Source organism: Pseudomonas sp. CFBP 13602 (assembly GCF_014842725.1).
Lineage (GTDB): Bacteria > Pseudomonadota > Gammaproteobacteria > Pseudomonadales > Pseudomonadaceae > Aquipseudomonas > Aquipseudomonas baltica.
This window is the reverse complement of record NZ_JACYVT010000003.1, coordinates 424,860-445,734: the sequence shown is the minus strand read 5'-3', so window position 1 is coordinate 445,734 and position 20,875 is coordinate 424,860. Positions and strand designations below refer to the sequence as shown.

Genomic DNA, 20,875 nt, shown 5'->3' with positions numbered 1-20,875 from the left:
CAATGAGTCACTCATGAATGGCCACTGCCTCGCCCAGTGTGTTTGGGCACAGGGTCAGCCCAAGCCCCGGCGTGTCGTCCAGGCGGGCGATGCCGCGGCTCACGTGCACGCCGCCCAGGGCCGTGACGATGCTGTGATGGCGGCAGGCATTCCAGCTGGCGCGCAGGTATTGATTAGGGGTGGCCAGGGCCAGGTGCATGGCCGCGGTGTCGGCGATCTGGCTGCCGCCGACGTCTTCGATGTTCATCTGGATACCCTGCTGGGTGCAGTAGTCGCGCAGCTGCCGGGCCTTGGTCAGCCCGCCGACACGGGCGATCTTCAGGCCGATGGCCTGGGCCGTATTCGAGGCGCTGGCGCGGTACAGGTCGCCAGCGCCGTGAATGCACTCGTCCAGGATCAGCGGCTGCCGCGTCAGGCTGCGGACATGCTGGCATTGCTCCAGGGTTTCGCAGGGCTGCTCGAAATGCACATCGTAGTCCCTGACGGCGTTCATCACGGCCACCGCCTGTGCCGGCAGCCAGGCGCGATTGGCGTCGAAGGTCAGTTGGTCGCCGTTCATGCGCTCGGCGAGCAGGCTCTGGATTCGCGCCAGATCCGCCACCACGCCCGATCCGACCTTGCATGAATGGGTCCGATAGCCTTCGGCATGCGCCAGGTGCATGTCGGCGACCATTTGCCGGGGCGTGGCCGTGGGTATGCTGCTCTGCAGGGTCAGCTCGGCGTTCAGGCGCCCCCCCAGCAGGGCGTGTACCGGCAGGTTGCTGTGGCGTCCGAGAATGTCCCAGCAGGCCATGTCTATGGCTGTCTTGACGTAGGGGTGGCCGGGCAGTGCCTGGTCCATGACCTGATTGATCGCATTCAGATTGAGCGGGTTGCAGCCCAGCAGGTGAGGTGCCAGTTCGGCCAGCCCGGCGCGCACGCCGAGGGCGAACGCCGGCAGGTAGGAGGCGCCCCACGGGCAGCTTTCGCCGACCCCGGACAGCCCCTGGTCGGTCTCGATCACCACGATGGTGCTGTCCAGCGCGCTGTAGTGCAGGCGCCCGCCGGACAGCGCGTAGGGTTTGTCCAGCGGCAGGTCGACCTGGTAGATACGCAGGCGGGTGATCTTCATGATGCATGCCTCACGGGGTCGACGACGGTGGCGAGGTTCAGCTGATGCAGCATGGGCAGGTGCAGCGAGCCCATCAGTTCGGGGAGGTCACGCAGCAGCGCAAGGTTCGGCCTGTAGTGGTCGCGGTGATCATCCACCCAGCTGGCGCCGCAACTGCGGCTGACCACCTGCTCGAGCAGCGACGGCTCCAGGCCCATGGCGCGCCCCAGTTGCAATGCCTCCTGCCGGAGGTTGTGGTTGATCCAGGCCATGACCTCCAGCAGGCACTGGGCGTAGCGACCGCAGGCGGGATGGCTGAGCGGGTAGCGAAAGCGTTCCGGCAAGCTGGGCTTGCGCCGCCCGCGCGCGTCGATGACAAAGGTGCCGGGATGGCGATAGGTGCGGTCGGCGCCATAGGGGGAGGGCGCGGTGAAACCGTCGATCAGCAGGCGGCGCTGGTTTTCCGTTTCCATCAGCGCCACCACCTTGAGGTGGTTGGCATGGGCCGGATAACGTTTGCCGGCCTGGCGATAGCGCGTCTCGATCCAGCGACCCAGCCGCAGCTCGACATCGAGTTCGTCGGCCAGGGCCACGGTCAGGGCCATGTCCTTGACGGTGATCTCCAGGGTGCAGGAGTGGTCATAGCTGCCGTCGAGGAGCATCGGTGTGACCTGGTCGACGACGAAGCAATCGGCTCGCGAGTCCTTCGCCACGTTCCACAGCCAGCGCAGGTCCAGGCCCTGGTTCTGTGCCACCAGCAACAGCTCGCCCCACGCCAGCGTGGCGCCGTAGAACACAGGTTGGTCAGTAGCTTGACCGACTGGCCGTGACCAATGGCGCCGACGTGAAGCGTGTGTTGGCCCATCGCGTCCAGCACCGGGCGCGCGATGTCGCACGCCGCTTGCTCGCCGCCGACATAGAAGCAGACGTTGTTGAAGTCCACGCCCATGTGCGAGAGGTTGCTGACCGGTGCTTCCAGGCTCATGACCCCGCGCTGCCCGGCCAGTCGGGCGATATCCAGCGTGTTGTGGTAGTCGGTGGTCGAGGTGTCGATCCATACCGCGCCACTGCCCAGAGCAGCCAGGGCGCCGCTGTGACCGAGCATCGTTTCGCGTACGTGCCTGGGCAGCGGCAGGCAGGTGATCAGCAGGGCGGCGCCTTCGGCCGCAGCGGCGGGGGTCGCTGCCCAGTGCGCACCTTGGCTGCGTACCCAGCGCTCGCAACCGGGGTCATGGTCGTGGACGGTCACTGTGAAGCCGTTGTCGAGCAATGCGCGAACGAATGGGCGGCCCATGTTGCCTGCGCCGATAAAACCGATAGAGGGGGTCATCGAACCAATCCTTGTGTGTTCAAACCAGTTGGCGGGCCCTTCCAGCGCCCTGCTTGCGTACCCAGATCGAATCGAAGTTCTCCAGCATCACCTCGGCCGTGGAGAAGCTTGGCCCGCCGCCGATGGGTGCGATGATCGCGTCGATATCCGGGTAGATGAAAAACGCCAGTGACACCCGTGGGCTCGGCTGACGATGCAGGACCTGATGCGCGGTGCTGACCAGGCGCTCGTTGGTCCAGCGCTGCAGCATGTCGCCCAGATTGACCAGTACCGCGCCCTCCAGGCACGGCACGTCGAGCCACTGGCCACGGCTGTAGATGCGCAGTGAAGGCTGCGGCAGGGGTTGCTGGATCAGCAGGGTGAGAAAGCCGTTGTCGGTATGTTTGCCGGCCGTTCCCGCCCCGGCTGGATAATATGAAGCGCGCTGGATCAGGGTTGGCTGACGGAAGTGCGCATCGAACGCCTGCGCTGGCAGCTGCAAGGCGCTGGTGATGGCTCGGCGCAGCTGGGGAAACACCTGTTCCATGACGTTGTCCTGCAGGGCGTAGGCGCAAGCGTTCAGACCAGGCGCGAGGTCGTCGTCGGGCAGCAGGCTCGGCCCGCTGAACGGCGCGCCACCGGGCCGGTCGATGCCCCAGTCCAGGTGCTGCTTGTTGTCCGGGCCTGCATCGGGATGCAGCGTTTCGCCATAGGCCCCGACGTAACCCCGCGCGGTGTGCGGGTAGCCGGGCTGGTGATCATGGCCGAAGCGCTGCTTGAGCGATTCCGGCAGCGCGAAGAACGCCTCGGCGGCACTCAGGTAGCGCTCGATCAGCGCGGCCGGAAGCCCGTGATCCACCAGATAGAAGAAGCCGTCGTCGGCGCACGCTGCGCTCAGTTGCGCAATTGCCCCAGGCTCACCTGCCGCCAGTTGCGCCAGGGAGATGACAGGAAGAACCGGCATGTCGTAGACCCCGTTCATGCGACGTACAAGGCCAGGTAGTGGGCTCGCGCATTTTGCAGGTAGCGGGCCGACATCCGGGCTTCGAGCACGACGAGTCCCTGCTCGCGCCCCAGGCTCTGCAACAACGGCTCGAAGCCGGCGGTGTCGAAGTAAGTCTCGCGAACACTCAGCACCACCACGCCGCCAGGCCGGGTCATGGCGACCAGGCCACGCAGCGCGGAGGCAGGCAGGTGCCCGGGAATGAAGGCGCCGCAGCAGACCACCGCGTCGAATTGCCGAAGCAGGGCCGGTGGCAACGGCTGGGTCAGGTCTATCTGGCTGTGCAGATGCTGGTAGGCCCGGGAAGCCTGAGCCTGGTCGAGCATGGGCCGGGACAGGTCGCAGCCGCTGATCTGCCGATAGCCGCGCTCCTGCAAGGTGCGTCCGACCAGGCCGGTGCCGCAGCAGGCATCGAGCACGCGACTGTCGTGACCGATGTTGCCTCGCAGAGCCACGGCATCGAGCAGGTCGACGACCATCGTCGGCCCGCAATAGGCCTCGGCCTCGACGTCGGCGTCATAGTGGCGAGCCCAGTGATCGTAATAGCGCTCCAGGTTGTGAATGCTCTGGTGCGACAGCGCAGCGGCGATCGAGCGGGTGCTCGAAGCCTCTGGCGGCAAGGCCGGGGGTAGGGCGGTCGTGGCTGTATTCATGGATAGCGCCTCGAAGGAAAACTGACGGTCGGTGTCGCTGTCCTAAGAGTTAGCAGCGCGCCAGGGCATGGTCAATCGAGGCGGAACAGGCTTGGTTTGAAAGGATTCTTACACTCGGGCACGCACCGTTCGCACGCATGAGTCTGTCATCGCAACCCTCGCCAATCACTCACAACGATATCCCCATGAATGCCAGTCGGCGGGCCTGAAAATTCCTGCACACGGGTTTTTCAGCGTCGGTTGCACATGCCTCAGTCACGATATTTTCGATGGCCATGCCGGCTTTTTAATCGTGTCTGAAAAACGGGATTTTCCAGCGGCGAGAGTGTCTCGTGGTGACCCCTTCGACGCTTTGCGCTAACATCGACGGCGGCCCATGCTGCCCGCCGCTCGCTCCGCAAGGAAAGGTGAAAGCATTGTTGCACCCTCACGCCTTCACACCTCTCTTGATGGTCGAGGCCTGGCAACGCGAGCACCAGCATGCATCGACTCGGGAGTTGTCATGTTTTCAATCGAGCACGCCAAGCAGATGGCCAAGACGCTGCGCGTCGCACTGCAGGCGCAGGGTCACGACGTATCGCATTCCACCGCCCTGGAAATGGTTGCCCGGCAGTTGGGGCACAAGGACTGGAACACCGCTTCGGCCACCCTGGCGCCGACTGCCTCAGCGGTGATCGGTTTCGACAAGGCCATCCCCATCCTGCGGATCTTCGATGAAGCCAAGGCCCGCGAGTTCTATCTGGACTTCCTGGGTTTCACGGTCGAGTTCGAGCATCGCTTCGAGGCCGACTTGCCGCTGTACCTGGGTGTCGAGCGGGGGAATCTGCAGCTGCATCTTTCCGAACACCACGGCGATTGCTCACCGGGCTCGACCGTGTTCGTGCCGATGCACGGTGTCGAAGCGTTGCGTGATGAGCTGCTGGCCAAGCGTTATGGCTACGGCCGTCCGCAGATCGTCGAGCAGGGCTGGGGGCGGCTGTTGGAGGTGTATGACCCCTTCGGTAACCGGATTCGGTTCTGCGAGGGGTGATGAGGGCAGGGTCGGGGCGGCCGCGGTGGAGTCTTCGTGGCCGATGACCGCTTTCACAGGGAGCGTGTTTCCGCTGCTGTTCGGTAGGAGCGGTCCGTGGCCGCGAAACAGGCGCTGCGGACTTTTCTCGGGGCATTAAAAAGCCGGCTTATGGCCGGCTTCTCGTCGACGATCTTGCCTTACTTTTGGTAAGCCGCAACCGCCTGCAACTGATGACCAGCCTGGGCTGGTGAGGGCCAAAGAATACGCAGGGCCGCTCGCCTGTGCAAATCTCTTTTCGCCCGATACCTTTGCAGCGCCCATGAAAAACCCCGGCCATGGCCGGGGTTTTTCGTACAGCGACGGCTCAGCCCTTGAACGCGGCGACCGACTTGGTGATTTCGGCGCGGGCGGCGTCTGCGTTGCCCCAGCCTTCGATCTTCACCCATTTGCCTTTTTCGAGATCCTTGTAGTTCTCGAAGAAGTGCTTGATCTGTTCCAGCAGCAGCGGCGGCAGATCGGTGTATTCCTTGACGTCGACATACAGCTGCGACAGCTTGTCGTGCGGTACGGCGATGACTTTGGCATCGCCGCCGCCGTCGTCGGTCATGTGCAGGATGCCGACCGGACGGGCGCGGATGACCGCACCGGGCGTGACCGGGTAAGGCGTGACGACCAGCACGTCGAGGGGGTCGCCGTCGTCGGCCAGGGTGTTGGGGATGAAGCCGTAGTTGGCCGGGTAGAACATCGGCGTGGCCATGAAACGGTCGACGAACAGCGTGTCGCTGTCCTTGTCGATTTCGTATTTGATCGGCGCGTGGTTGGCCGGAATCTCGATGGCGACGTAGATGTCGTTCGGCAGGTCTTTGCCAGCCGGAATCTTGCTGTAGCTCATTGGGCGTTGCCCCCGTGGTTTGGGCCAGTCTGAAGGCCATGCAGGCCGAAAATGTGGGCGCGATTATAGGCACATTGCAGGGGCGCATGCCATATGCGCCGTGGGCCGCGTGACATCAGGCGGTGACCGCCGACGCGGCTTGCGCCGCTGCTACAGGGAATGGTTTTGCCATCAAGCACGGCGTTGGGGAATGGGATTGGATGTCGACGGCCGACGCGGCGTGGATGAACCCGGTCCCTGTAGCAGCGGCGCCAGCCGCGTCACGGCGTTACGCAGGTCGGGGGAGGGCCGAGAGCCGTTCGAGCGGATCCTGGCGGTAGAACAGGCGCAACTGCTCGTAGACCTGTGGGTAGGCCTGGTGCAGCAAATCCGGCGCGGTGAAGAAATACTCGCTGGTGACGGCGAAGAATTCCGCCGGGTTTTCCGCGGCATAGGGGTCGATGGCGGTTTGCGCATCAGGATTGGCATCGAGCTGGCGATCGAGGTCGTCGTAGGCGTCCTGCATGGTGCGGGCCCAGTCGCTCACGCGCATGTCGCCATGCAGTGGCGGCAGCCCATTGGCGTCGCCATTGAGCATGTCGAGCTTGTGCGCCAGTTCGTGGATGACCAGGCTGTAGCCGTCCCAGCCGCCGCTGGCTGCCACACCCGACCAGGCGAGAATCACCGGCCCCTGCTGCCAGGCCTCGCCACTGTGCTCGCCGTCCCATTGATGCTCCACGCCGCTGGGGTCGCGGTAGCGCTGGGGGCTGACGAAATCGTCGGCGTACAGGACGATCTCGTGGAAACCGTGGTACCAGTCCAGATCGCCCAGCTGCAGCAACGGCAGTTGCGCCTGTGCCGCCAGGTGCAGGCGCGCCCGGTCGTCGAGTTCGACGCCGGGCAGGCAGGTCAAGGTCTTGGCCTGCAGGAACAGCACGCAGGCCTCGCGCAAACGGAGGTCCTGCTGCGCATCGAGGCCGTCGAGGATCGGCAGCTCGGCACGCACCGCCCGCCACAGCGATTCATCGATACGGTGGCGGTTCAGGGTTCGCTGTCGCCGCCAGGCCTTGTACGACCACATGGGCTCAGCGCGTCGGTGCGGTGCGGGCCGTGCGGCTGCGCAGCAAGCCGACGATCATCGGCAGCAGCGAAATCAGAATGATCGCGACGATCAGCAGGGTCAGGTTCTGCTTGATGAACGGCATGTTGCCGAAGAAGTAACCCAGGGTCACCAGACCACCGACCCACAACACCGTGCCCAGCACACTGAAGCCCAGAAAACGCGGGTAGTGCATCTTGCCAACGCCAGCCACGAACGGGGCGAAGGTGCGCAGGATCGGCAGGAACCGCGCCAGGGTTACCGTCTTGCCGCCGTGGCGGGCATAGAAGGCGTGAGTCTGGTCCAGGTAATCGCGGCGGAAGATCTTCGAGTCCGGGTTGCTGAACAGCTTGCCGCCCACGGTACGCCCGACGATGTAGTTGGTGCTGTCGCCAAGGATGGCGGCGGTCATCAACAGGCCAGCGAGCAGGAACGGGTCCATGCCGCCGCCTGCCGCCACCGCGCCGGCGATGAACAGCAGCGAGTCACCGGGCAGGAAGGGCATTACCACCAGGCCGGTTTCGCAGAAGATCACCAGGAACAGGATCGCGTAGACCCAGGTGCCGTACTGGGTTACCAGCATGTTGAGGTACACATCCAGGTGCAGGATGAGGTCGATGAAGCTGAATTCCATGGGAGGTACCTGTGCGGATCCGGTCGTGAAGAATCCGCGCAGTATACCGATGGGTGAGGCAGGTTTGTTGGGCAGGCTCGTCACGCCGGGCAAACCGACGAACGGTCGCGCTCCGGGTGTGCGCAACATCCCGTGTTCGCAGCGGCAGGCGACGGACGCCGGAGCGTCCCTGCGCCGCCGTTTGGGTCAGAAAAAGCCCAGTGGGTTGATGTCGTAGCTGACCAGCAGGTTCTTGGTCTGCTGGTAGTGGTCGAGCATCATCTTGTGCGTCTCGCGGCCCACACCGGATTTCTTGTAGCCACCGAACGCGGCGTGCGCCGGGTACAGGTGGTAGCAGTTGGTCCAGACACGCCCGGCCTTGATCCCACGGCCCATGCGCCAGGCACGGTTGATGTCGCGGGTCCAGACGCCGGCGCCCAGGCCGAACTCGGTGTCATTGGCGATGGCCAGCGCTTCGGCTTCGTCCTTGAAGGTGGTGATGCTGACCACCGGGCCGAAGATTTCTTCCTGGAAGACACGCATCTTGTTGGTGCCCTTGAGCAGGGTCGGCTGGATGTAATAGCCGGTCGACAGGGCACCTTCGAGTTTCTGCACCTGACCACCGGTCAGCAGCTCGGCGCCTTCGCTCTTGGCGATTTCCAGGTAGGACAGAATCTTGTCGAACTGTTGCTCCGACGCCTGGGCGCCGACCATGGTGTCGGTGTCCAGCGGATCGCCGCGCTTGATCTGCTCGACTTTCTTCATGACTTCTTTCATGAAGGCCGGGTAGATGGATTCCTGCACCAGCGCGCGGGAAGGGCAGGTGCACACTTCGCCCTGGTTGAAAAAGGCCAGCACCAACCCTTCGGCGGCCTTTTCGATGAAGGTCTGCTCGGCCTGCATGATGTCTTCGAAAAAGATGTTCGGCGATTTGCCGCCCAGTTCCACGGTCGAGGGAATGATGTTCTCGGCGGCGCACTTCATGATGTGCGAGCCCACTGGCGTCGAACCGGTGAAGGCGATCTTGGCGATGCGCTTGCTGGTGGCCAGGGCCTCGCCCGCCTCCTTGCCGAATCCCTGGACCACGTTGAGTACGCCCGGCGGCAGCAGGTCACCAATCAGCTCCATCAGCACGGTGATGCCCAAGGGGGTCTGCTCGGCCGGCTTGAGCACCACGCAGTTGCCGGCGGCCAGGGCCGGGGCGAGCTTCCAGGCCGCCATCAGGATCGGGAAGTTCCACGGGATGATCTGCCCGACCACGCCCAGCGGTTCGTGGATATGGTAGGCCACGGTGTTGCCGTCGATCTCGGCAGCGCTGCCTTCCTGGGCACGCAGACAGCCGGCGAAGTAGCGGAAATGATCGGCCGCCAGCGGGATGTCGGCGTTCAGGGTTTCACGGATGGCCTTGCCGTTGTCCCACGTTTCGGTGATGGCCAGGGTTTCCAGGTTTTGTTCGATACGGTCGGCGATCTTCAGCAGGACCAGCGAGCGGGCCTGCACCGAGGTCGCGCCCCAGGCGTCGGCGGCAGCGTGGGCGGCGTCCAGCGCCTTGTCGATATCCTTGGCGTTGGAACGGGGAAATTCGGCAATGGGCTGGCCGTTGACTGGCGAGGTGGTGGTGAAGTAATTGCCGTCCACCGGCGCGACGAACTCACCGCCGATATAGTTGCCGTATTTGGCCTTGAATTCGACCTTGGCGCCTTCGGTGCCCGGGTGTGCGTAACGCATGGGGTGTCTCCTGCTGTTGTGGTTCTGTGGAGGACGCGCCGTGGCGCCCGGTAAGCGTAGAACAAAGGCGAGCACGGCGCCTTGAAACACCTGTAAACAGCAGGCCGAAGAGCAAGGATCACCAATCAAAGGATGCGATTTTTCCTACCCTACGCTACCCTGCCTCGACGTTTTACGAGGCCAATCATGCACATTCACATTCTCGGTATCTGCGGCACCTTCATGGGCTCTCTGGCGGTGCTCGCCAAGGAACTGGGGCACCGTGTCACCGGTTCGGACGCCAATGTCTATCCGCCCATGAGCACCCAGCTGCAGGCTCAGGGCATCGAGCTGACCCAGGGCTATGACGCCGCCCAACTGGAACCTGCGCCCGACCTGGTGGTGATCGGCAATGCCCTGTCGCGCGGCAATCCGGCGGTCGAGCATGTCCTGAACAAGGGCTTGCCCTACGTGTCCGGCCCGCAATGGCTCGCCGATCATGTGCTGCAGGGGCGCTGGGTGCTGGCCGTGGCCGGTACCCACGGCAAGACCACCACCAGCAGCATGCTGGCCTGGGTGCTGGAGCATGCGGGCATGGCGCCCGGTTTCCTGATCGGCGGTGTGCCGCAGAATTTCGCGGTTTCGGCGCGCCTGGGGCAGACGCCGTTCTTCGTGGTCGAGGCAGACGAGTACGACAGTGCGTTCTTCGACAAGCGTTCCAAGTTCGTCCACTACCGTCCGCGCACGGCGATTCTCAACAATCTGGAATTCGATCACGCCGACATCTTCCCCGACCTGGCCGCCATCGAGCGCCAGTTCCACCACCTGATTCGAACCGTGCCCAGCGAGGGCCTGGTGATCCACCCCACCACCGAGCCGGCACTGGGCCGAGTGATCGACATGGGTTGCTGGACACCGGTACAGACCACGGGGGAGAACGGCCAGTGGCAGGCAAACCTGCTCAGTGCGGATGGGTCACGCTTCGAGGTGTCCTTCGAAGGTGTCGTGCAAGGCACCGTGGAGTGGCCAATGACCGGCCAGCATAACGTGGCCAACGCCTTGGCGACGCTGGCTGCTGCCCGCCACGTGGGCGTGGTCGCGCCGTTGGGTATCGAGGCGTTGTGCGCGTTCAAGAGCGTCAAGCGGCGCATGGAGTGGGTGGCCGAAGTGCAGGGCGTTACCCTCTATGACGACTTCGCCCACCACCCCACGGCTATCGCCACTACCCTGGACGGCTTGCGCAAGCGCATTGGCGATGCAGCGTTGATCGCCGTGATCGAGCCGCGCTCCAACTCCATGAAGCTGGGCGCGCACCGCGACGGTCTGCCCGAGAGTGTCCGCGATGCCGATCAGGTCATCTGGTATGCGCCGCCCAACCTCGGCTGGGATCTGGCCGCCACGGCTGCCCAGTGCCCGGTTCCGGCCATCGTCGCCGATTCGCTGGAAGCCATCATCGAGCGGGTCAAGAGCCAGGCACGGCCAGGTACCCACGTAGTGATCATGAGCAACGGCGGTTTCGGCGGCCTGCATCTGAAACTGGCGGAGGCCCTCAAGTGAGCGGCCCGCAGCGGATCACCCTGGCCATGACCGGCGCGTCGGGCGCGCAGTACGGCTTGCGCCTGCTCGACTGCCTGGTACGCGAAGACCGCGAGGTGCATTTCCTCATCTCCAAGGCCGCGCAACTGGTGCTGGCCACAGAAACCGACGTCAGCTTGCCGGCCAAGCCCCAGGCCATGCAGGCCTTTCTCAACGAGTACACCGGGGCGTCCGCCGGACAGATCCGCGTGTATGGCAAAGAAGACTGGATGTCGCCGGTGGCATCAGGCTCCGGCGCGCCCAGCGCCATGGTGGTGGTGCCGTGCTCGACCGGCACCCTGTCGGCCATCGCCAGCGGCGCCTGCAACAACCTCATCGAGCGCGCTGCCGATGTAACGCTCAAGGAACGTCGGCAGTTGATCCTGGTGCCGCGGGAGGCACCGTTCTCGACCATTCATCTGGAGAACATGCTCAAGCTGTCGCAGATGGGCGCGGTGATCCTGCCGGCAGCGCCGGGCTTCTATCACCAGCCGCAGACCATCGACGACCTGATCGACTTCGTCGTCGCGCGGGTGCTCAACCTGCTGGATATTCCTCAGGACATGCTGCCGCGCTGGGGTGAGCACCACCACGGCAGCGACGACTGACGCGCCGGCTGCGGGCTATTTGCCCAGGCGCCGCAGCTCGTCCGATTCCACCACGCGCACGCCGTCCTGCTCTTCGAGCGCCAGGCGCCACAGGGCGCGCGCCAGTTGCAGCGCTTCGATGCCGTGGTACTTGCCCGGAATCAGCTTCGACAGAGGTCCGGCAATACGCTCGGCCAGGCGTGCTTCGACGCGGTCGCCGATCAGCACCGACGGCCGGGCGATGGTCAGTTGCGGCCAGCCCTGGGCACGCAGCGCCTGCTCGGTCTCACCCTTGACGCGGTTGTAGAACACCGAGGATTGCGGGTCGGCATCGATGGCGCTGATCAGCAGGAAGTGGCGTGCGCCCAGTTCGCGGGCGCGCTGGGCATAGGCGACGATGAGCTGGTGGTCGACTTCGCGAAACGCTTCTTGCGAACCGGCCTGCTTGATGGTCGTGCCCAGGCACGAGAAGGCGATGTCCACCGGGCCCTGCAGATCCGCCAGCAAGGCCAGCAGTGGCCCCACCGGGTTGTCCAGGTGCGCGTGCTCGGCCAGAGGGCGCCGGGTGGGAGCCAGGACCCGTTGCACGGTCGGCTCGGCGAGCAGGCGGTCGAGCAAATGCTCGCCGGTCAGGCCGGTGGCGCCGGCCAGAAGGATGTGCTGCGGCGTCAAGTACATGCAATGTCTCCCTTGATACAGGCAGCGTGAAGCAGATGCCCTATTGCTTGTTGTCAGGCGCGGCGGCGTCGAGCAGCGCCCGCTTGGCCTGTTGTTGGCGCAATCGCTGCCAATGCGCGAGGACCCCTTTGGGCGCCCAGATCTGCGGCTGCGAGGCTTCGTAATTATCGGCGATCTCCCGTTCGGCAACGTGCCGGCTGGCAAGTTCGAAAGCCTGCTGCAGGTCGTCCGTCTGGTTGAAGGCCTGGGCGAACAAGGCGTCGCCGAAATAGGTGAAGTCGGCTTCTTCGGAGCAGCCGAAAGACACCCGGTCGGCCCGCGAAGCGGTCATGACCAGGGTTTTCTCGTCCCTGAGCGCGGGGATGAATCCGCCCGAATAGCAAGCCGAGATGACCACCACCTTGTCGCGGCCCTTGAGCGGCGCCAGCACTGCGGCGAGTTCATCGGCCGGCAGGTCGCCCAACTGCAGGCGTGGCTGATCGAGCACCAGTTCATGTTCGCTGGTGCCGTGACTGGTCAGGTAGATGAACACCAGGTCTTCCGGGCCGCTGCGCGCGGCCAGCGTCTGCACGCTGCGGCTGAGGGTCTCGCGGCTGGCCATCAGCCGATCGGCCAGATGATCGCGGTGGTTGGCCAGGGTGATCTGTCCGACCGCGCCAAAACGACTGGCCAGCATGCCGGTGACGTAGTCGGCTTCGCGCATGAACACGCTTTGCTTGCCGTCGCCGGCCAGCGCCAGGCTGTAAAGCTCGATCGCTGCAGTGGACTGCGGGATTGCCGCGAGCGCTTGTTCCAGCAGTTGCCCCTGATTGAGCAGCCCCAGTTCCAGCGGATCGGGCAACAGATGACCTTGCGCATCACGGATACGCTGGCCATTGAGCCAATAGCCGACCTGGCTGCTGCCGTCCTTCAGGGTCAGGCTGCCCTGGCCCTGGTAGGTGTCGTTCTCGAAGGTGCCGCTGTAGATGCTGCCGTCGGCCAGCGCCAGCCAGCCCTTGCCACTGAAGCGCCAATCGGCGAACTCGCCCTTGTAGTGGCTGCCGTCGCTGGCGAACATCTCGCCCTTGCCGCTGAGTACGCCTTCCTTGAACGTGCCGATCCACACATCGCCTGCGGCGTTTTCGTAGCGGCCGCGACCATGCAGCTGGTTGAGGTGGAAGTTGCCGATGTACTGATCGCCGTCGGCATTGCTGAACGTGCCGTGCCCTTCGAGCAGGCCATTGACGAAGGTGCCGCTGAACTGGTTGCCTGCGGCATCGCTGCGGGTGCCTTCGCCATTGGGCTTGCCGTGGGCGAACCAGCCCTGGTACTGGCTGCCGTCGTCGAGTTCGATGTGCCCGGCGCCCGAATACTGGTCTTCCTTGAACCCGCCGCGGTACGCCACGCCGGCTTCCTTGAAGGTCCCTTCGCCCTGGCGCCGACCCTTGACGAAGCCGCCGGTGTAGGTGGTGCCGCGAGCGATCAGGGTGCCTTGGCCATGGAACAGGCCATGATCGAAACCGCCGGTGTAGACCTCGCCGTTGCGCCCATGCCACTGGCCCTGACCCTGCCACTGGCCGTCCTTGAACTGCCCGGCGTAGCCGCTGCCATTGGGATAGTCGACACGGCCCTGACCCTGCAACAGCCCATTGACCACCTCTCCGCGGTAGCGACCTCCATCGGGCAGTCGCGCGTCGGGCGGCGACAGTGGCTCGCCATCTCCGCAAGCGGCGATCAACAACGAAAGGGCGAGGGGGGCGAGAGGGCGCATGACGGGGTCCGGGCGATTGAGGCGCCGAGTATGCCGCAGATGCAAGGGTGCACAACAGATGCAGGGCGCTTTTAAGGCCAGAGCCGGATGACTGTCGGATGGGTGTACCGTTACCGGGTCCGATCATGGGGGTGCGCCATCTTGCATCACCCTGGGGCATGCCTTGGGGGCTTATAATGCCTGGCTTGCGAAGGAGACCTGCAATGTTGCTACGCGGTTTGACCTGGCTGGTCCTGTTCCAGCTGCTGGGCACTGCCCTCAATCATCTGTTGCTGCCCGTGTTGCCCGGTCCGATCATCGGCCTGGTGCTGCTGCTCATCTACCTCATGGTACGTGGCGAGGTCGGCGAGCCCCTGGGCCTGGCGGCCAACAGCCTGCTGCGCTACCTGCCGCTGCTGCTGGTGCCACCTGCGGTGGGCGTGATGGTCTATGCCCAGCAGATCGCCGATGACTTCTGGGCCATCGTCGGCTCGCTGGTGATTTCCGTCACGGTCTCTACCGTGTTCGTCGGCTGGTTGATGCAGCGATTGATTCGCAGGCGTCGGCATGATCACCCGGTGCAACCATGATGCTGGACTGGCAAGGCACCCTGCAGGCGGTCATCCACCATCCGCTGTTCGGCATCGGCATCACCCTGGGCGCCTACCAGTTGGTGCTGGCCGGCTACGAAAAAACCCGCTGGATCTTTCTGCAACCGGTGCTGCTGTCCATGTTGCTGCTGGTTGCGGTGCTGGTAGGCTGCGGGATCAGCTACGCCGAATACCGCAAGAGCACCGAGATTCTCGGCATCCTGCTCGGCCCGGCGACCGTGGCCCTGGCGGTGCCGCTGTTTCTCAACCTGCGGCGCATTCGCCAACTGCTTTGGCCGACCCTGATTACCCTGGGCCTGGGCGGCCTGTTCGCGACCGTGCTGTGCCTGCTGCTGGGTTGGGGTTTGGGGGCCGACCACATGATTCTGATGACCATGGCGCCCAAATCGGTCACCTCGCCGATCGCCATGCTGGTGGCGGAGCAGATCGGCGGCGTCGCGGCGCTGGCGGCCGTGTTCGTGCTGATCACCGGCGTCATCGGCGGAATCTTCGGCCCCGGCCTGCTGTCTTTGCTGGGCATCGACCACCCGGCGGCGCGGGGCATGGCATTGGGCCTCAACGCGCATGCCGTGGGCACATCGCTGGCGTTGCAGGAAAGTGAAGAAACCGGCGCCTTCGCGGCGTTGGCCATGAGTCTGATGGGTGTCGGTACCGCCGTTTTTCTGCCCCTGGCCATCAGCGTATTCGCGTGAGGACACAAGCCATGACATTGCCACTCTTTCCCCTCAATACCGTGCTGTTCCCCGGTTGCGTGCTGGATCTGCAGCTATTCGAAGCGCGCTACCTGGACATGATCGGGCGCTGCATGAAGCAGGGCGCCGGCTTTGGCGTGGTCGGCATCATGGCCGGGCGCGAAGTGGGCCAGGCACCCAGCGAACACGCCGCAGTCGGCTGCGAAGCGCTGATCACCGATTTCCAGCAGCAAGACAACGGTCTGTTGGGTATCCGCGTGCAGGGCGCTCGGCGTTTCCGTGTCGAGGCCACCCATGTGCAACGCGATCAATTGCTGACGGCAGACGTGCACTGGCTGGAAGAGCAGGCGGACCGACCGCTGGCCGATACCCATGCCGACCTGCAGGCACTGTTGCTGGCCTTGGCCGAGCACCCGATGGTGGCGGCGCTGGGCATGACCGCCGGCGCTCAGGGCCAGCAATCGCTGGGCAACCAGTTGGCCTATCTGCTGCCGTTCACCGAGCAGGAGAAAGAACAGCTGCTCGCCGAAAGCGACCCAGGCCTGCGCCTGGTGGCGATCCAGGCCCTGCTCGACAGCCTGCAGGGCGACGCCCTGGTCTGAGACGGACAGGCCCAGGGCGTCGGGTGCGCCTGGTTACATGTAGCGATACCCTTCGAGTGCCGACGGCAGCCCGTGCACCGCAAAAAAGCCCAGCAGCAACGCGCACGCCGGTACCACCAGCCACCAGACACGCAACGGCATCGCCGGCAGCGGCTGGCGATATTCCACGGCCGCCAGGCACGAAGCGCAGACGAAGCAGGCCAGCATGCTGCCGGCAATGATGTCGGTCGGCCAATGCGCGCCCAGGTACACCCGCGACAACGCAATCGACAGCGCCGGAATGCTTGCCAGGATGACCCACACCAGGCGCATGCGCGGTGTCTGCCGACGCCCGGCGAGTATGGCCAGGCTCAGAAAGAAGGCAAAGGCCGCCGAGCTATGCCCGCTGGGCATGCTGAACGTGGTCAGCGGTTCGAGCAGCACGTCTGGCCGCTGCCGGGCGACCAGGTGTTTCAACGAGCCGTTGAGCAGCGCCGTGATCAGCATGGTCGCGCAGGCGAACAGCGCCTGACGCCATTGCCGGGTGATCAGCAGCAGCGCGGTGAGCAGTCCGGCCACCATGAACTGGGTGCGGAAATCACCGATGCGCGTGACCAGCACCACAAAGGTTTCCGCCGCCTCACTGCGATGCTCCTGGACCAGCGCCTTGAGGCCGTTGTCCAGCGCGCTCAGGTGCGGGAAGCCGAAGAACAGGGCAATCAGCATGATCAGCGAGGCGAGGGCGATGAGCAGCGTGCCGCGTCTGCGATCGCGCCAGGTGGCATGCAGGCTCAGGCCCATCAGCAGGGCGATGCAGGCTGCAACGATACCGGCCTGTGGCCAGAAGTCCTCGGGCAGCGGCAGGCGGAAAGCGGCGCCCGTCGCCCAGCCCGGCAGCAGATAGGCCACCGACCAACCGGCGGCCGCCACCAGGCTGACCAGGATGAAGCGCGGCAACGGCATTTCCAGCATGCCGGCGACCATGGGCAGCATCGGCCGCAGCGGGCCGATGAAGCGCCCGATCAGAAGGCTTGCCACGCCATAGCGATGGAAGTAGCCTTCTGCGGTTTCCAGCCATTGCGGGTGCGTGCGCAGCAGCGGCAGGCCACGGATGCTCTGTTGAAACCGTCGACCCAGAGCGTACGAGATGGCGTCGCCGAGAAGGCCGCCGGCATAGCCCAGCATCAGTGTCTCACTGAGCGACAACGCACCGTTGCCGGCCAGTACGGCCACAGCGAACAACACCACGGTGCCGGGTACGACGATGCCGGCGATCGCCAGGCATTCGATGCAGGCGATGGCGAAGATTGCCACCCCCAGCCACTGTGGATGCAGCGTCAGCCAGCCTGTCAGACTGTCCAGCCATTCGCCCATGAGTCAGGTTCCTTGAAAGATCGAAAAGTAGTCGCGGCCTTCTTGCTGGCCGCGACGCAGGGGGTTGCGTGTGCAGAAACGGGCGTAGCCGGCATCCACGAAGCGGTACGGCAGGTGTTCGTCGCGACCCAGGGGAATACCCAGGCGGGTGGTCTGCAGGATGTGCGGGACATCGGCGCCGACGTCGTCGACGAATAGCTGTTCAGTGTCGAAGCGCTGGGCGTCCCACACCGGTACCTTCAGCCCCAGGGCCTTGCACAGCAGGGTCTGCCCGGCGCACAGGCGCTGGGCCGGGCGCGGCAGGCCGCTGGCGTCGGGGTTGTTGAGCTGCATCCGGGCGAAGGCATCGTCGCCGGTGTGCGCGTCGAGCCAGGGGTAGGCGGACTTGATCAGCACCGCGTTGCCCGGACCTTGCGCGCTGAAGTTCAGCGAGTCGCCGCCACGGGCGTAGTACATATAGATGTGCCCGCCTTCGAGGAACAGCGCGCGGCGTTTGTGGGTATAACCCAGCGATGCATGGCTGCCGCGATCCGTGACGTAATACGCCTCGGTTTCAATGATGCGCGCCGACAACCAGTACGGACCCTGACGGTGGCGGATCACCTTGCCCAGCAATGCACGGGCGAGGGATTGCGCGTCGGTGTCGAAAAAGGCATCGGGCAACGGGTTGAACATAACGGGGTCCATTCGGTGTCGCGGTGGATGATAGCAATTGCACATCGGTGAGGCCCGCGGACATATGTTTAAAGAGGTGTTTTCGACCATCCGCCCGTCACCGCTGTTAGTGGGCGTACGTGACAGCTATAATCAGCCGCTTTCCTCTTTGCCAAGACCACAGAGACCATGACCGAGTCCGTTCTTGACTACATGACCCGCCTGGGTCGCGCTGCCCGTGAAGCCTCGCGGGTCATTGGCCGTGCCAGCACCGCGCAGAAGAATCGCGCCCTGCAGGCGGCGGCCAGTGCCTTGGACAGCGCCCGTGCCGAACTGGTTGCCGCCAACGAGCAGGATTTGGCAGCCGGTCGCGCCAATGGCCTGGACGCGGCCATGCTCGAGCGCCTGGCGCTGACCCCTGCGCGCATCGACGGCATGATCGTCGGCCTGCGCCAGGTGGCCAGCCTGCCGGATCCGGTCGGGGCGATCCGCGACATGAGCTACCGGCCCTCGGGCATCCAGGTCGGCAAGATGCGCGTGCCGCTGGGTGTGGTCGGCATCATCTACGAGTCGCGGCCCAATGTGACCATAGACGCGGCCAGCCTGTGCCTGAAATCGGGTAACGCCACCATTTTGCGTGGCGGCTCCGAGGCCATCCACTCCAATCGTGCCATCGCCACCTGCATCCAGCGCGGCCTCGCCGAAGCCGGCCTGCCCGCCGCCGTGGTACAGGTCGTGGACACCACCGACCGCGCCGCGGTCGGCGCGCTGATCAGCATGCCCGAGTACGTCGATATCATCGTGCCAAGGGGCGGGCGAGGGCTGATCGAGCGGGTCAGTCGTGATGCCAAGGTGCCGGTGATCAAGCACCTGGACGGCATCTGCCATGTGTTCGTCGACGCAGGCGCCGACCTGGCCAAGGCGCAACGCATCGCTTTCAACGCCAAGACCTATCGCTACGGCATCTGCGGCGCCATGGAAACGCTGCTGGTCGACCAGTCGGTGGCGGCGAGTTTCCTGCCGCCGATGGCGGCGCAGTTCCGCGAGAAAGGCGTCGAGCTGCGCGGTTGCCCGCGCACCCGCGACCTGATCGAAGCCGTACCGGCCAGCGAAGAAGACTGGAACACCGAGTACCTGGCCGCCATCCTGTCCATTCGAGTGGTCGACGGCCTGGACCAAGCCATCGAACACATCAACCAGCATGGCTCCCATCACACCGATGCGATCGTCACCGAGCAGCAGGGCCATGCCCGTCGCTTCGTTGCCGAAGTCGACTCCGCGTCCGTGATGGTCAACGCGCCGACCTGTTTCGCCGATGGTTTCGAATATGGCCTGGGTGCCGAGATCGGCATTTCCACCGACAAGATCCACGCCCGCGGCCCGGTGGGCCTCGAAGGCCTGACCTGCGAGAAATACGTGGTGATCGGCGATGGCCAGTTGCGCGGCCAGGAGCCGGTCTGAGTTGACCGCACCGAACCGGCCCGGTCCCTACGCTGTACAATCGCGCACTGCACGTCGAATCGGCGTGCTGGGCGGTACCTTCGACCCGGTGCACATCGGTCATCTGCGCGGCGCCGTGGAAGTGGTCGAGGCCCTGGGCCTGGACGATCTGCGATTGGTGCCCAGCGCCCGGCCGCCGCATCGCGACCAGCCGCAGGTATCGGCCGAGCAGCGCCTGGCCATGGTGCGGGCCGCAGTAGAGGGGCTGGCGCCCCTGACCGTGGATGACCGTGAACTGGCGCGCGACAAACCGTCGTACACCCTCGACACGCTGGTGTCGATGCGTGCCGAGCTCGACCCGCAGGACCAGTTGCTCCTGCTGCTGGGGTGGGATGCCTTTTGTGGCTTGCCCTCCTGGTACCGCTGGGAAGAACTGCTGCAACACTGCCACATCGTCGTGTTGCAGCGACCTGATGCGGACACCGAGCTGCCGGATGCCCTGCGCAACCTGGTGGCGGCGCGTTCCATCAGCGACCCGCAAGCCCTCAAGGGGGCCTGCGGGCAGATTACTTTCGTCTGGCAGGCACCGCTCGCGGTGTCGGCCACCCAGATCCGTCAACTGCTGGCCAGCGGCAAGTCGGTACGTTTCCTGGTGCCCGACGCAGTATTGGCCTACATCGAGGCGCACGGGCTGTACCGTGCGTCCAATTGAACTGAACGAGTTTTTTTATGAGCAATAAGCAAGCAATCCCCGCTGAAGAAATCGTCGAGCTGACCCAGCTCGCCCTCGAAGACGTCAAGGCTCAGGACATCCTGGTCATCGACGTGCGTGACAAGAACAGCATCACCGACTTCATGGTGATCGCCACCGGTACCTCCAACCGCCAGATCAGCGCCATGCGCGAAAAGGTGCGCGAGCTGGTCAAGGCCAAGGGCGTCAAGCCACTGGGCGAAGAAGGCGCGGGCGACAGCGACTGGGTGCTGCTGGACCTGGACACCGTCGTGGTGCACATGATGACCGCGGCCGCGCGCCAGTTCTACGACCTGGAACGCCTGTGGCAGGGCGCCGAGCAGAGCCGTGCCGCCAGCGCCGCGCACCACACCCCTGGCAACGAATAAGCCCGGGCCATGCGTCTGCGTCTGATCGCGGTGGGTTCGCGCATGCCCAAGTGGGTGGAAGAAGGCTGGCATGAGTATGCCAAGCGTCTGCCCGCCGAGCTGGCACTGGACCTGGTCGAAATTCCGCTCAATACCCGCGGCAAGAACGCTGACGTGGCCCGCTTTATCCGCCAGGAAGGCGAAGCGATGCTGGCCAAGGTCGGTCCGGGGGAGCGCATCGTTACCCTGGAAGTGCACGGCAAGCCCTGGAGCACCGAACAGTTGGCGGTGGAACTGGATCGCTGGCGCCTGGACTCGCGCACGGTGAACTTCATGGTCGGTGGCCCCGAGGGGCTGGCGCCGGAAGTCTGCGCCCGTGCCGAGCAGCGCTGGTCGCTGTCGCCGCTGACCTTGCCTCACCCGCTGGTACGGATACTTATCGGTGAACAGCTGTATCGCGCCTGGACCGTGCTGTCCGGGCACCCTTATCACAAATAGG

22 protein-coding genes and 1 pseudogene are annotated in these 20,875 nt (G+C 64.7%); 10 read left to right on the top strand and 13 right to left on the bottom strand.

Features of this window, described 5'->3' with window-relative positions; all coding sequences use genetic code 11:
* Positions 1-7: 7 nt before the first annotated feature.
* The 5 genes and pseudogenes from IFU31_RS08500 to IFU31_RS08485 form a co-directional block, all read right to left on the bottom strand.
* Positions 8-1,111, bottom strand: a complete 1,104-nt coding sequence (locus IFU31_RS08500) for a mandelate racemase/muconate lactonizing enzyme family protein (protein ID WP_192102711.1) — start codon at positions 1,109-1,111, stop codon at positions 8-10.
* On the bottom strand, positions 1,108-1,845 hold the full coding sequence (locus IFU31_RS08495) for an NAD-binding protein (RefSeq protein WP_192102710.1): 738 nt from the start codon (positions 1,843-1,845) through the stop codon (positions 1,108-1,110). Before IFU31_RS08495 ends, IFU31_RS08500 begins: the two co-directional genes overlap by 4 nt.
* Before the next feature lie 95 nt (positions 1,846-1,940).
* Positions 1,941-2,420: pseudogene (locus IFU31_RS21660) on the bottom strand (NAD(P)-dependent oxidoreductase); the annotation flags it as partial.
* A gap of 19 nt (positions 2,421-2,439) precedes the next feature.
* Positions 2,440-3,363 (bottom strand): isopenicillin N synthase family dioxygenase, encoded by a 924-nt coding sequence (locus IFU31_RS08490; protein ID WP_192102709.1) that lies wholly within the window; start codon positions 3,361-3,363, stop codon positions 2,440-2,442.
* Positions 3,364-3,377: 14 nt separating this feature from the next.
* Positions 3,378-4,055: a class I SAM-dependent DNA methyltransferase gene (locus IFU31_RS08485; RefSeq protein ID WP_192102708.1), complete on the bottom strand. Its 678-nt coding sequence runs from the start codon at positions 4,053-4,055 to the stop codon at positions 3,378-3,380.
* 502 nt (positions 4,056-4,557) lie between these two features.
* Between IFU31_RS08485 and IFU31_RS08480 the strand changes: the two genes are divergently transcribed.
* Positions 4,558-5,085 carry a glyoxalase superfamily protein gene (locus IFU31_RS08480; protein WP_185795418.1) on the top strand — a complete coding sequence of 176 codons (528 nt, stop codon included), beginning with the start codon at positions 4,558-4,560 and terminating at the stop codon, positions 5,083-5,085.
* Between the two features lie 346 nt (positions 5,086-5,431).
* Here IFU31_RS08480 and ppa read toward each other — a convergent pair whose 3' ends face one another.
* From ppa to exaC, 4 genes are all read right to left on the bottom strand, one after another.
* Complete coding sequence (gene ppa, locus IFU31_RS08475; RefSeq protein WP_122475569.1) at positions 5,432-5,959, bottom strand: inorganic diphosphatase; 528 nt, start codon at positions 5,957-5,959, stop codon at positions 5,432-5,434.
* A gap of 268 nt (positions 5,960-6,227) precedes the next feature.
* Positions 6,228-7,019 (bottom strand): M90 family metallopeptidase, encoded by a 792-nt coding sequence (locus IFU31_RS08470; RefSeq protein WP_192102707.1) that lies wholly within the window; start codon positions 7,017-7,019, stop codon positions 6,228-6,230.
* A 4-nt stretch (positions 7,020-7,023) separates the two neighbouring features.
* Complete coding sequence (locus IFU31_RS08465; protein WP_192102706.1) at positions 7,024-7,671, bottom strand: DedA family protein; 648 nt, start codon at positions 7,669-7,671, stop codon at positions 7,024-7,026.
* A 186-nt stretch (positions 7,672-7,857) separates the two neighbouring features.
* Positions 7,858-9,378 (bottom strand): acetaldehyde dehydrogenase ExaC, encoded by a 1,521-nt coding sequence (gene exaC / locus IFU31_RS08460; protein ID WP_192054850.1) that lies wholly within the window; start codon positions 9,376-9,378, stop codon positions 7,858-7,860.
* Positions 9,379-9,564: 186 nt separating this feature from the next.
* On the opposite strand from exaC, the gene mpl reads away from it, so the two are divergent.
* A complete protein-coding gene (gene mpl / locus IFU31_RS08455) occupies positions 9,565-10,914 on the top strand; it encodes a UDP-N-acetylmuramate:L-alanyl-gamma-D-glutamyl-meso-diaminopimelate ligase (protein ID WP_192102705.1) in 1,350 nt (449 codons plus the stop codon).
* Positions 10,911-11,540: a flavin prenyltransferase UbiX gene (gene ubiX, locus IFU31_RS08450; RefSeq protein ID WP_122795472.1), complete on the top strand. Its 630-nt coding sequence runs from the start codon at positions 10,911-10,913 to the stop codon at positions 11,538-11,540. Before mpl ends, ubiX begins: the two co-directional genes overlap by 4 nt.
* A gap of 15 nt (positions 11,541-11,555) precedes the next feature.
* Here the strand turns inward: ubiX and IFU31_RS08445 are convergent, their stop codons facing one another.
* The gene (locus IFU31_RS08445) at positions 11,556-12,197 is read right to left on the bottom strand and encodes an oxidoreductase (protein ID WP_122475557.1); all 642 of its coding nucleotides are present in this window, start codon (positions 12,195-12,197) and stop codon (positions 11,556-11,558) included.
* Between the two features lie 40 nt (positions 12,198-12,237).
* Complete coding sequence (locus tag IFU31_RS08440) at positions 12,238-13,947, bottom strand: C13 family peptidase (RefSeq protein ID WP_192102704.1); 1,710 nt, start codon at positions 13,945-13,947, stop codon at positions 12,238-12,240.
* 203 nt (positions 13,948-14,150) lie between these two features.
* Here IFU31_RS08440 and IFU31_RS08435 point away from each other — a divergent pair, with 203 nt between their 5' ends.
* Genes IFU31_RS08435 through IFU31_RS08425 form a run of 3 tightly spaced genes read left to right on the top strand, consistent with a single transcriptional unit; the run spans position 14,151 to position 15,831 of the window.
* Entirely contained in the window at positions 14,151-14,516 is a 366-nt protein-coding gene (locus IFU31_RS08435; protein WP_122475553.1) for a CidA/LrgA family protein, read from the top strand.
* A complete protein-coding gene (locus IFU31_RS08430; protein ID WP_122475551.1) occupies positions 14,513-15,229 on the top strand; it encodes an LrgB family protein in 717 nt (238 codons plus the stop codon). Before IFU31_RS08435 ends, IFU31_RS08430 begins: the two co-directional genes overlap by 4 nt.
* Positions 15,230-15,240: 11 nt before the next feature.
* Positions 15,241-15,831 carry an LON peptidase substrate-binding domain-containing protein gene (locus IFU31_RS08425; RefSeq protein ID WP_192102703.1) on the top strand — a complete coding sequence of 197 codons (591 nt, stop codon included), beginning with the start codon at positions 15,241-15,243 and terminating at the stop codon, positions 15,829-15,831.
* 33 nt (positions 15,832-15,864) lie between these two features.
* Here IFU31_RS08425 and IFU31_RS08420 read toward each other — a convergent pair whose 3' ends face one another.
* Together IFU31_RS08420 and IFU31_RS08415 are read right to left on the bottom strand one after the other, a co-directional pair.
* Positions 15,865-17,184, bottom strand: coding sequence for a bifunctional DedA family/phosphatase PAP2 family protein (locus IFU31_RS08420; RefSeq protein WP_185795132.1), 1,320 nt, complete (start codon positions 17,182-17,184; stop codon positions 15,865-15,867).
* 3 nt (positions 17,185-17,187) lie between these two features.
* Positions 17,188-17,859, bottom strand: coding sequence for a DNA-3-methyladenine glycosylase (locus IFU31_RS08415; protein ID WP_185795133.1), 672 nt, complete (start codon positions 17,857-17,859; stop codon positions 17,188-17,190).
* A 168-nt stretch (positions 17,860-18,027) separates the two neighbouring features.
* On the opposite strand from IFU31_RS08415, the gene IFU31_RS08410 reads away from it, so the two are divergent.
* The 4 genes from IFU31_RS08410 to rlmH are packed head-to-tail and all read left to right on the top strand — an operon-like array spanning position 18,028 to position 20,874.
* Positions 18,028-19,299 (top strand): glutamate-5-semialdehyde dehydrogenase, encoded by a 1,272-nt coding sequence (locus IFU31_RS08410; RefSeq protein WP_192054841.1) that lies wholly within the window; start codon positions 18,028-18,030, stop codon positions 19,297-19,299.
* On the top strand, positions 19,268-19,990 hold the full coding sequence (nadD, locus tag IFU31_RS08405) for a nicotinate-nucleotide adenylyltransferase (RefSeq protein WP_122475541.1): 723 nt from the start codon (positions 19,268-19,270) through the stop codon (positions 19,988-19,990). The genes IFU31_RS08410 and nadD overlap by 32 nt, the downstream gene beginning before the upstream one ends.
* Before the next feature lie 17 nt (positions 19,991-20,007).
* The gene (gene rsfS / locus IFU31_RS08400; RefSeq protein ID WP_122475539.1) at positions 20,008-20,397 is read left to right on the top strand and encodes a ribosome silencing factor; all 390 of its coding nucleotides are present in this window, start codon (positions 20,008-20,010) and stop codon (positions 20,395-20,397) included.
* A gap of 9 nt (positions 20,398-20,406) precedes the next feature.
* Positions 20,407-20,874 carry a 23S rRNA (pseudouridine(1915)-N(3))-methyltransferase RlmH gene (rlmH, locus tag IFU31_RS08395; RefSeq protein ID WP_043192648.1) on the top strand — a complete coding sequence of 156 codons (468 nt, stop codon included), beginning with the start codon at positions 20,407-20,409 and terminating at the stop codon, positions 20,872-20,874.
* Position 20,875 lies beyond the last annotated feature (1 nt).

Bases quoted from the DNA above. Each gene is read 5' to 3' on its own strand.
- mpl (WP_192102705.1), top strand. From the start codon at position 9,565: ATGCACATTCACATTCTCGGTATCTGCGGCACCTTCATGGGCTCTCTG.
- IFU31_RS08480 (WP_185795418.1), top strand. From the start codon at position 4,558: ATGTTTTCAATCGAGCACGCCAAGCAGATGGCCAAGACGCTGCGCGTC.
- IFU31_RS08420 (WP_185795132.1), bottom strand. From the start codon at position 17,184: ATGGGCGAATGGCTGGACAGTCTGACAGGCTGGCTGACGCTGCATCCA.
- IFU31_RS08470 (WP_192102707.1), bottom strand. From the start codon at position 7,019: ATGTGGTCGTACAAGGCCTGGCGGCGACAGCGAACCCTGAACCGCCAC.
- IFU31_RS08465 (WP_192102706.1), bottom strand. From the start codon at position 7,671: ATGGAATTCAGCTTCATCGACCTCATCCTGCACCTGGATGTGTACCTC.
- IFU31_RS08435 (WP_122475553.1), top strand. From the start codon at position 14,151: ATGTTGCTACGCGGTTTGACCTGGCTGGTCCTGTTCCAGCTGCTGGGC.
- rsfS (WP_122475539.1), top strand. From the start codon at position 20,008: ATGAGCAATAAGCAAGCAATCCCCGCTGAAGAAATCGTCGAGCTGACC.
- IFU31_RS08445 (WP_122475557.1), bottom strand. From the start codon at position 12,197: ATGTACTTGACGCCGCAGCACATCCTTCTGGCCGGCGCCACCGGCCTG.
- IFU31_RS08500 (WP_192102711.1), bottom strand. From the start codon at position 1,111: ATGAAGATCACCCGCCTGCGTATCTACCAGGTCGACCTGCCGCTGGAC.
- IFU31_RS08440 (WP_192102704.1), bottom strand. From the start codon at position 13,947: ATGCGCCCTCTCGCCCCCCTCGCCCTTTCGTTGTTGATCGCCGCTTGC.
- IFU31_RS08430 (WP_122475551.1), top strand. From the start codon at position 14,513: ATGATGCTGGACTGGCAAGGCACCCTGCAGGCGGTCATCCACCATCCG.
- exaC (WP_192054850.1), bottom strand. From the start codon at position 9,378: ATGCGTTACGCACACCCGGGCACCGAAGGCGCCAAGGTCGAATTCAAG.
- nadD (WP_122475541.1), top strand. From the start codon at position 19,268: ATGGCCAGTTGCGCGGCCAGGAGCCGGTCTGAGTTGACCGCACCGAAC.
- IFU31_RS08490 (WP_192102709.1), bottom strand. From the start codon at position 3,363: ATGCCGGTTCTTCCTGTCATCTCCCTGGCGCAACTGGCGGCAGGTGAG.
- IFU31_RS08485 (WP_192102708.1), bottom strand. From the start codon at position 4,055: ATGAATACAGCCACGACCGCCCTACCCCCGGCCTTGCCGCCAGAGGCT.
- IFU31_RS08415 (WP_185795133.1), bottom strand. From the start codon at position 17,859: ATGTTCAACCCGTTGCCCGATGCCTTTTTCGACACCGACGCGCAATCC.
- ppa (WP_122475569.1), bottom strand. From the start codon at position 5,959: ATGAGCTACAGCAAGATTCCGGCTGGCAAAGACCTGCCGAACGACATC.
- IFU31_RS08410 (WP_192054841.1), top strand. From the start codon at position 18,028: ATGACCGAGTCCGTTCTTGACTACATGACCCGCCTGGGTCGCGCTGCC.
- IFU31_RS08425 (WP_192102703.1), top strand. From the start codon at position 15,241: ATGACATTGCCACTCTTTCCCCTCAATACCGTGCTGTTCCCCGGTTGC.
- rlmH (WP_043192648.1), top strand. From the start codon at position 20,407: ATGCGTCTGCGTCTGATCGCGGTGGGTTCGCGCATGCCCAAGTGGGTG.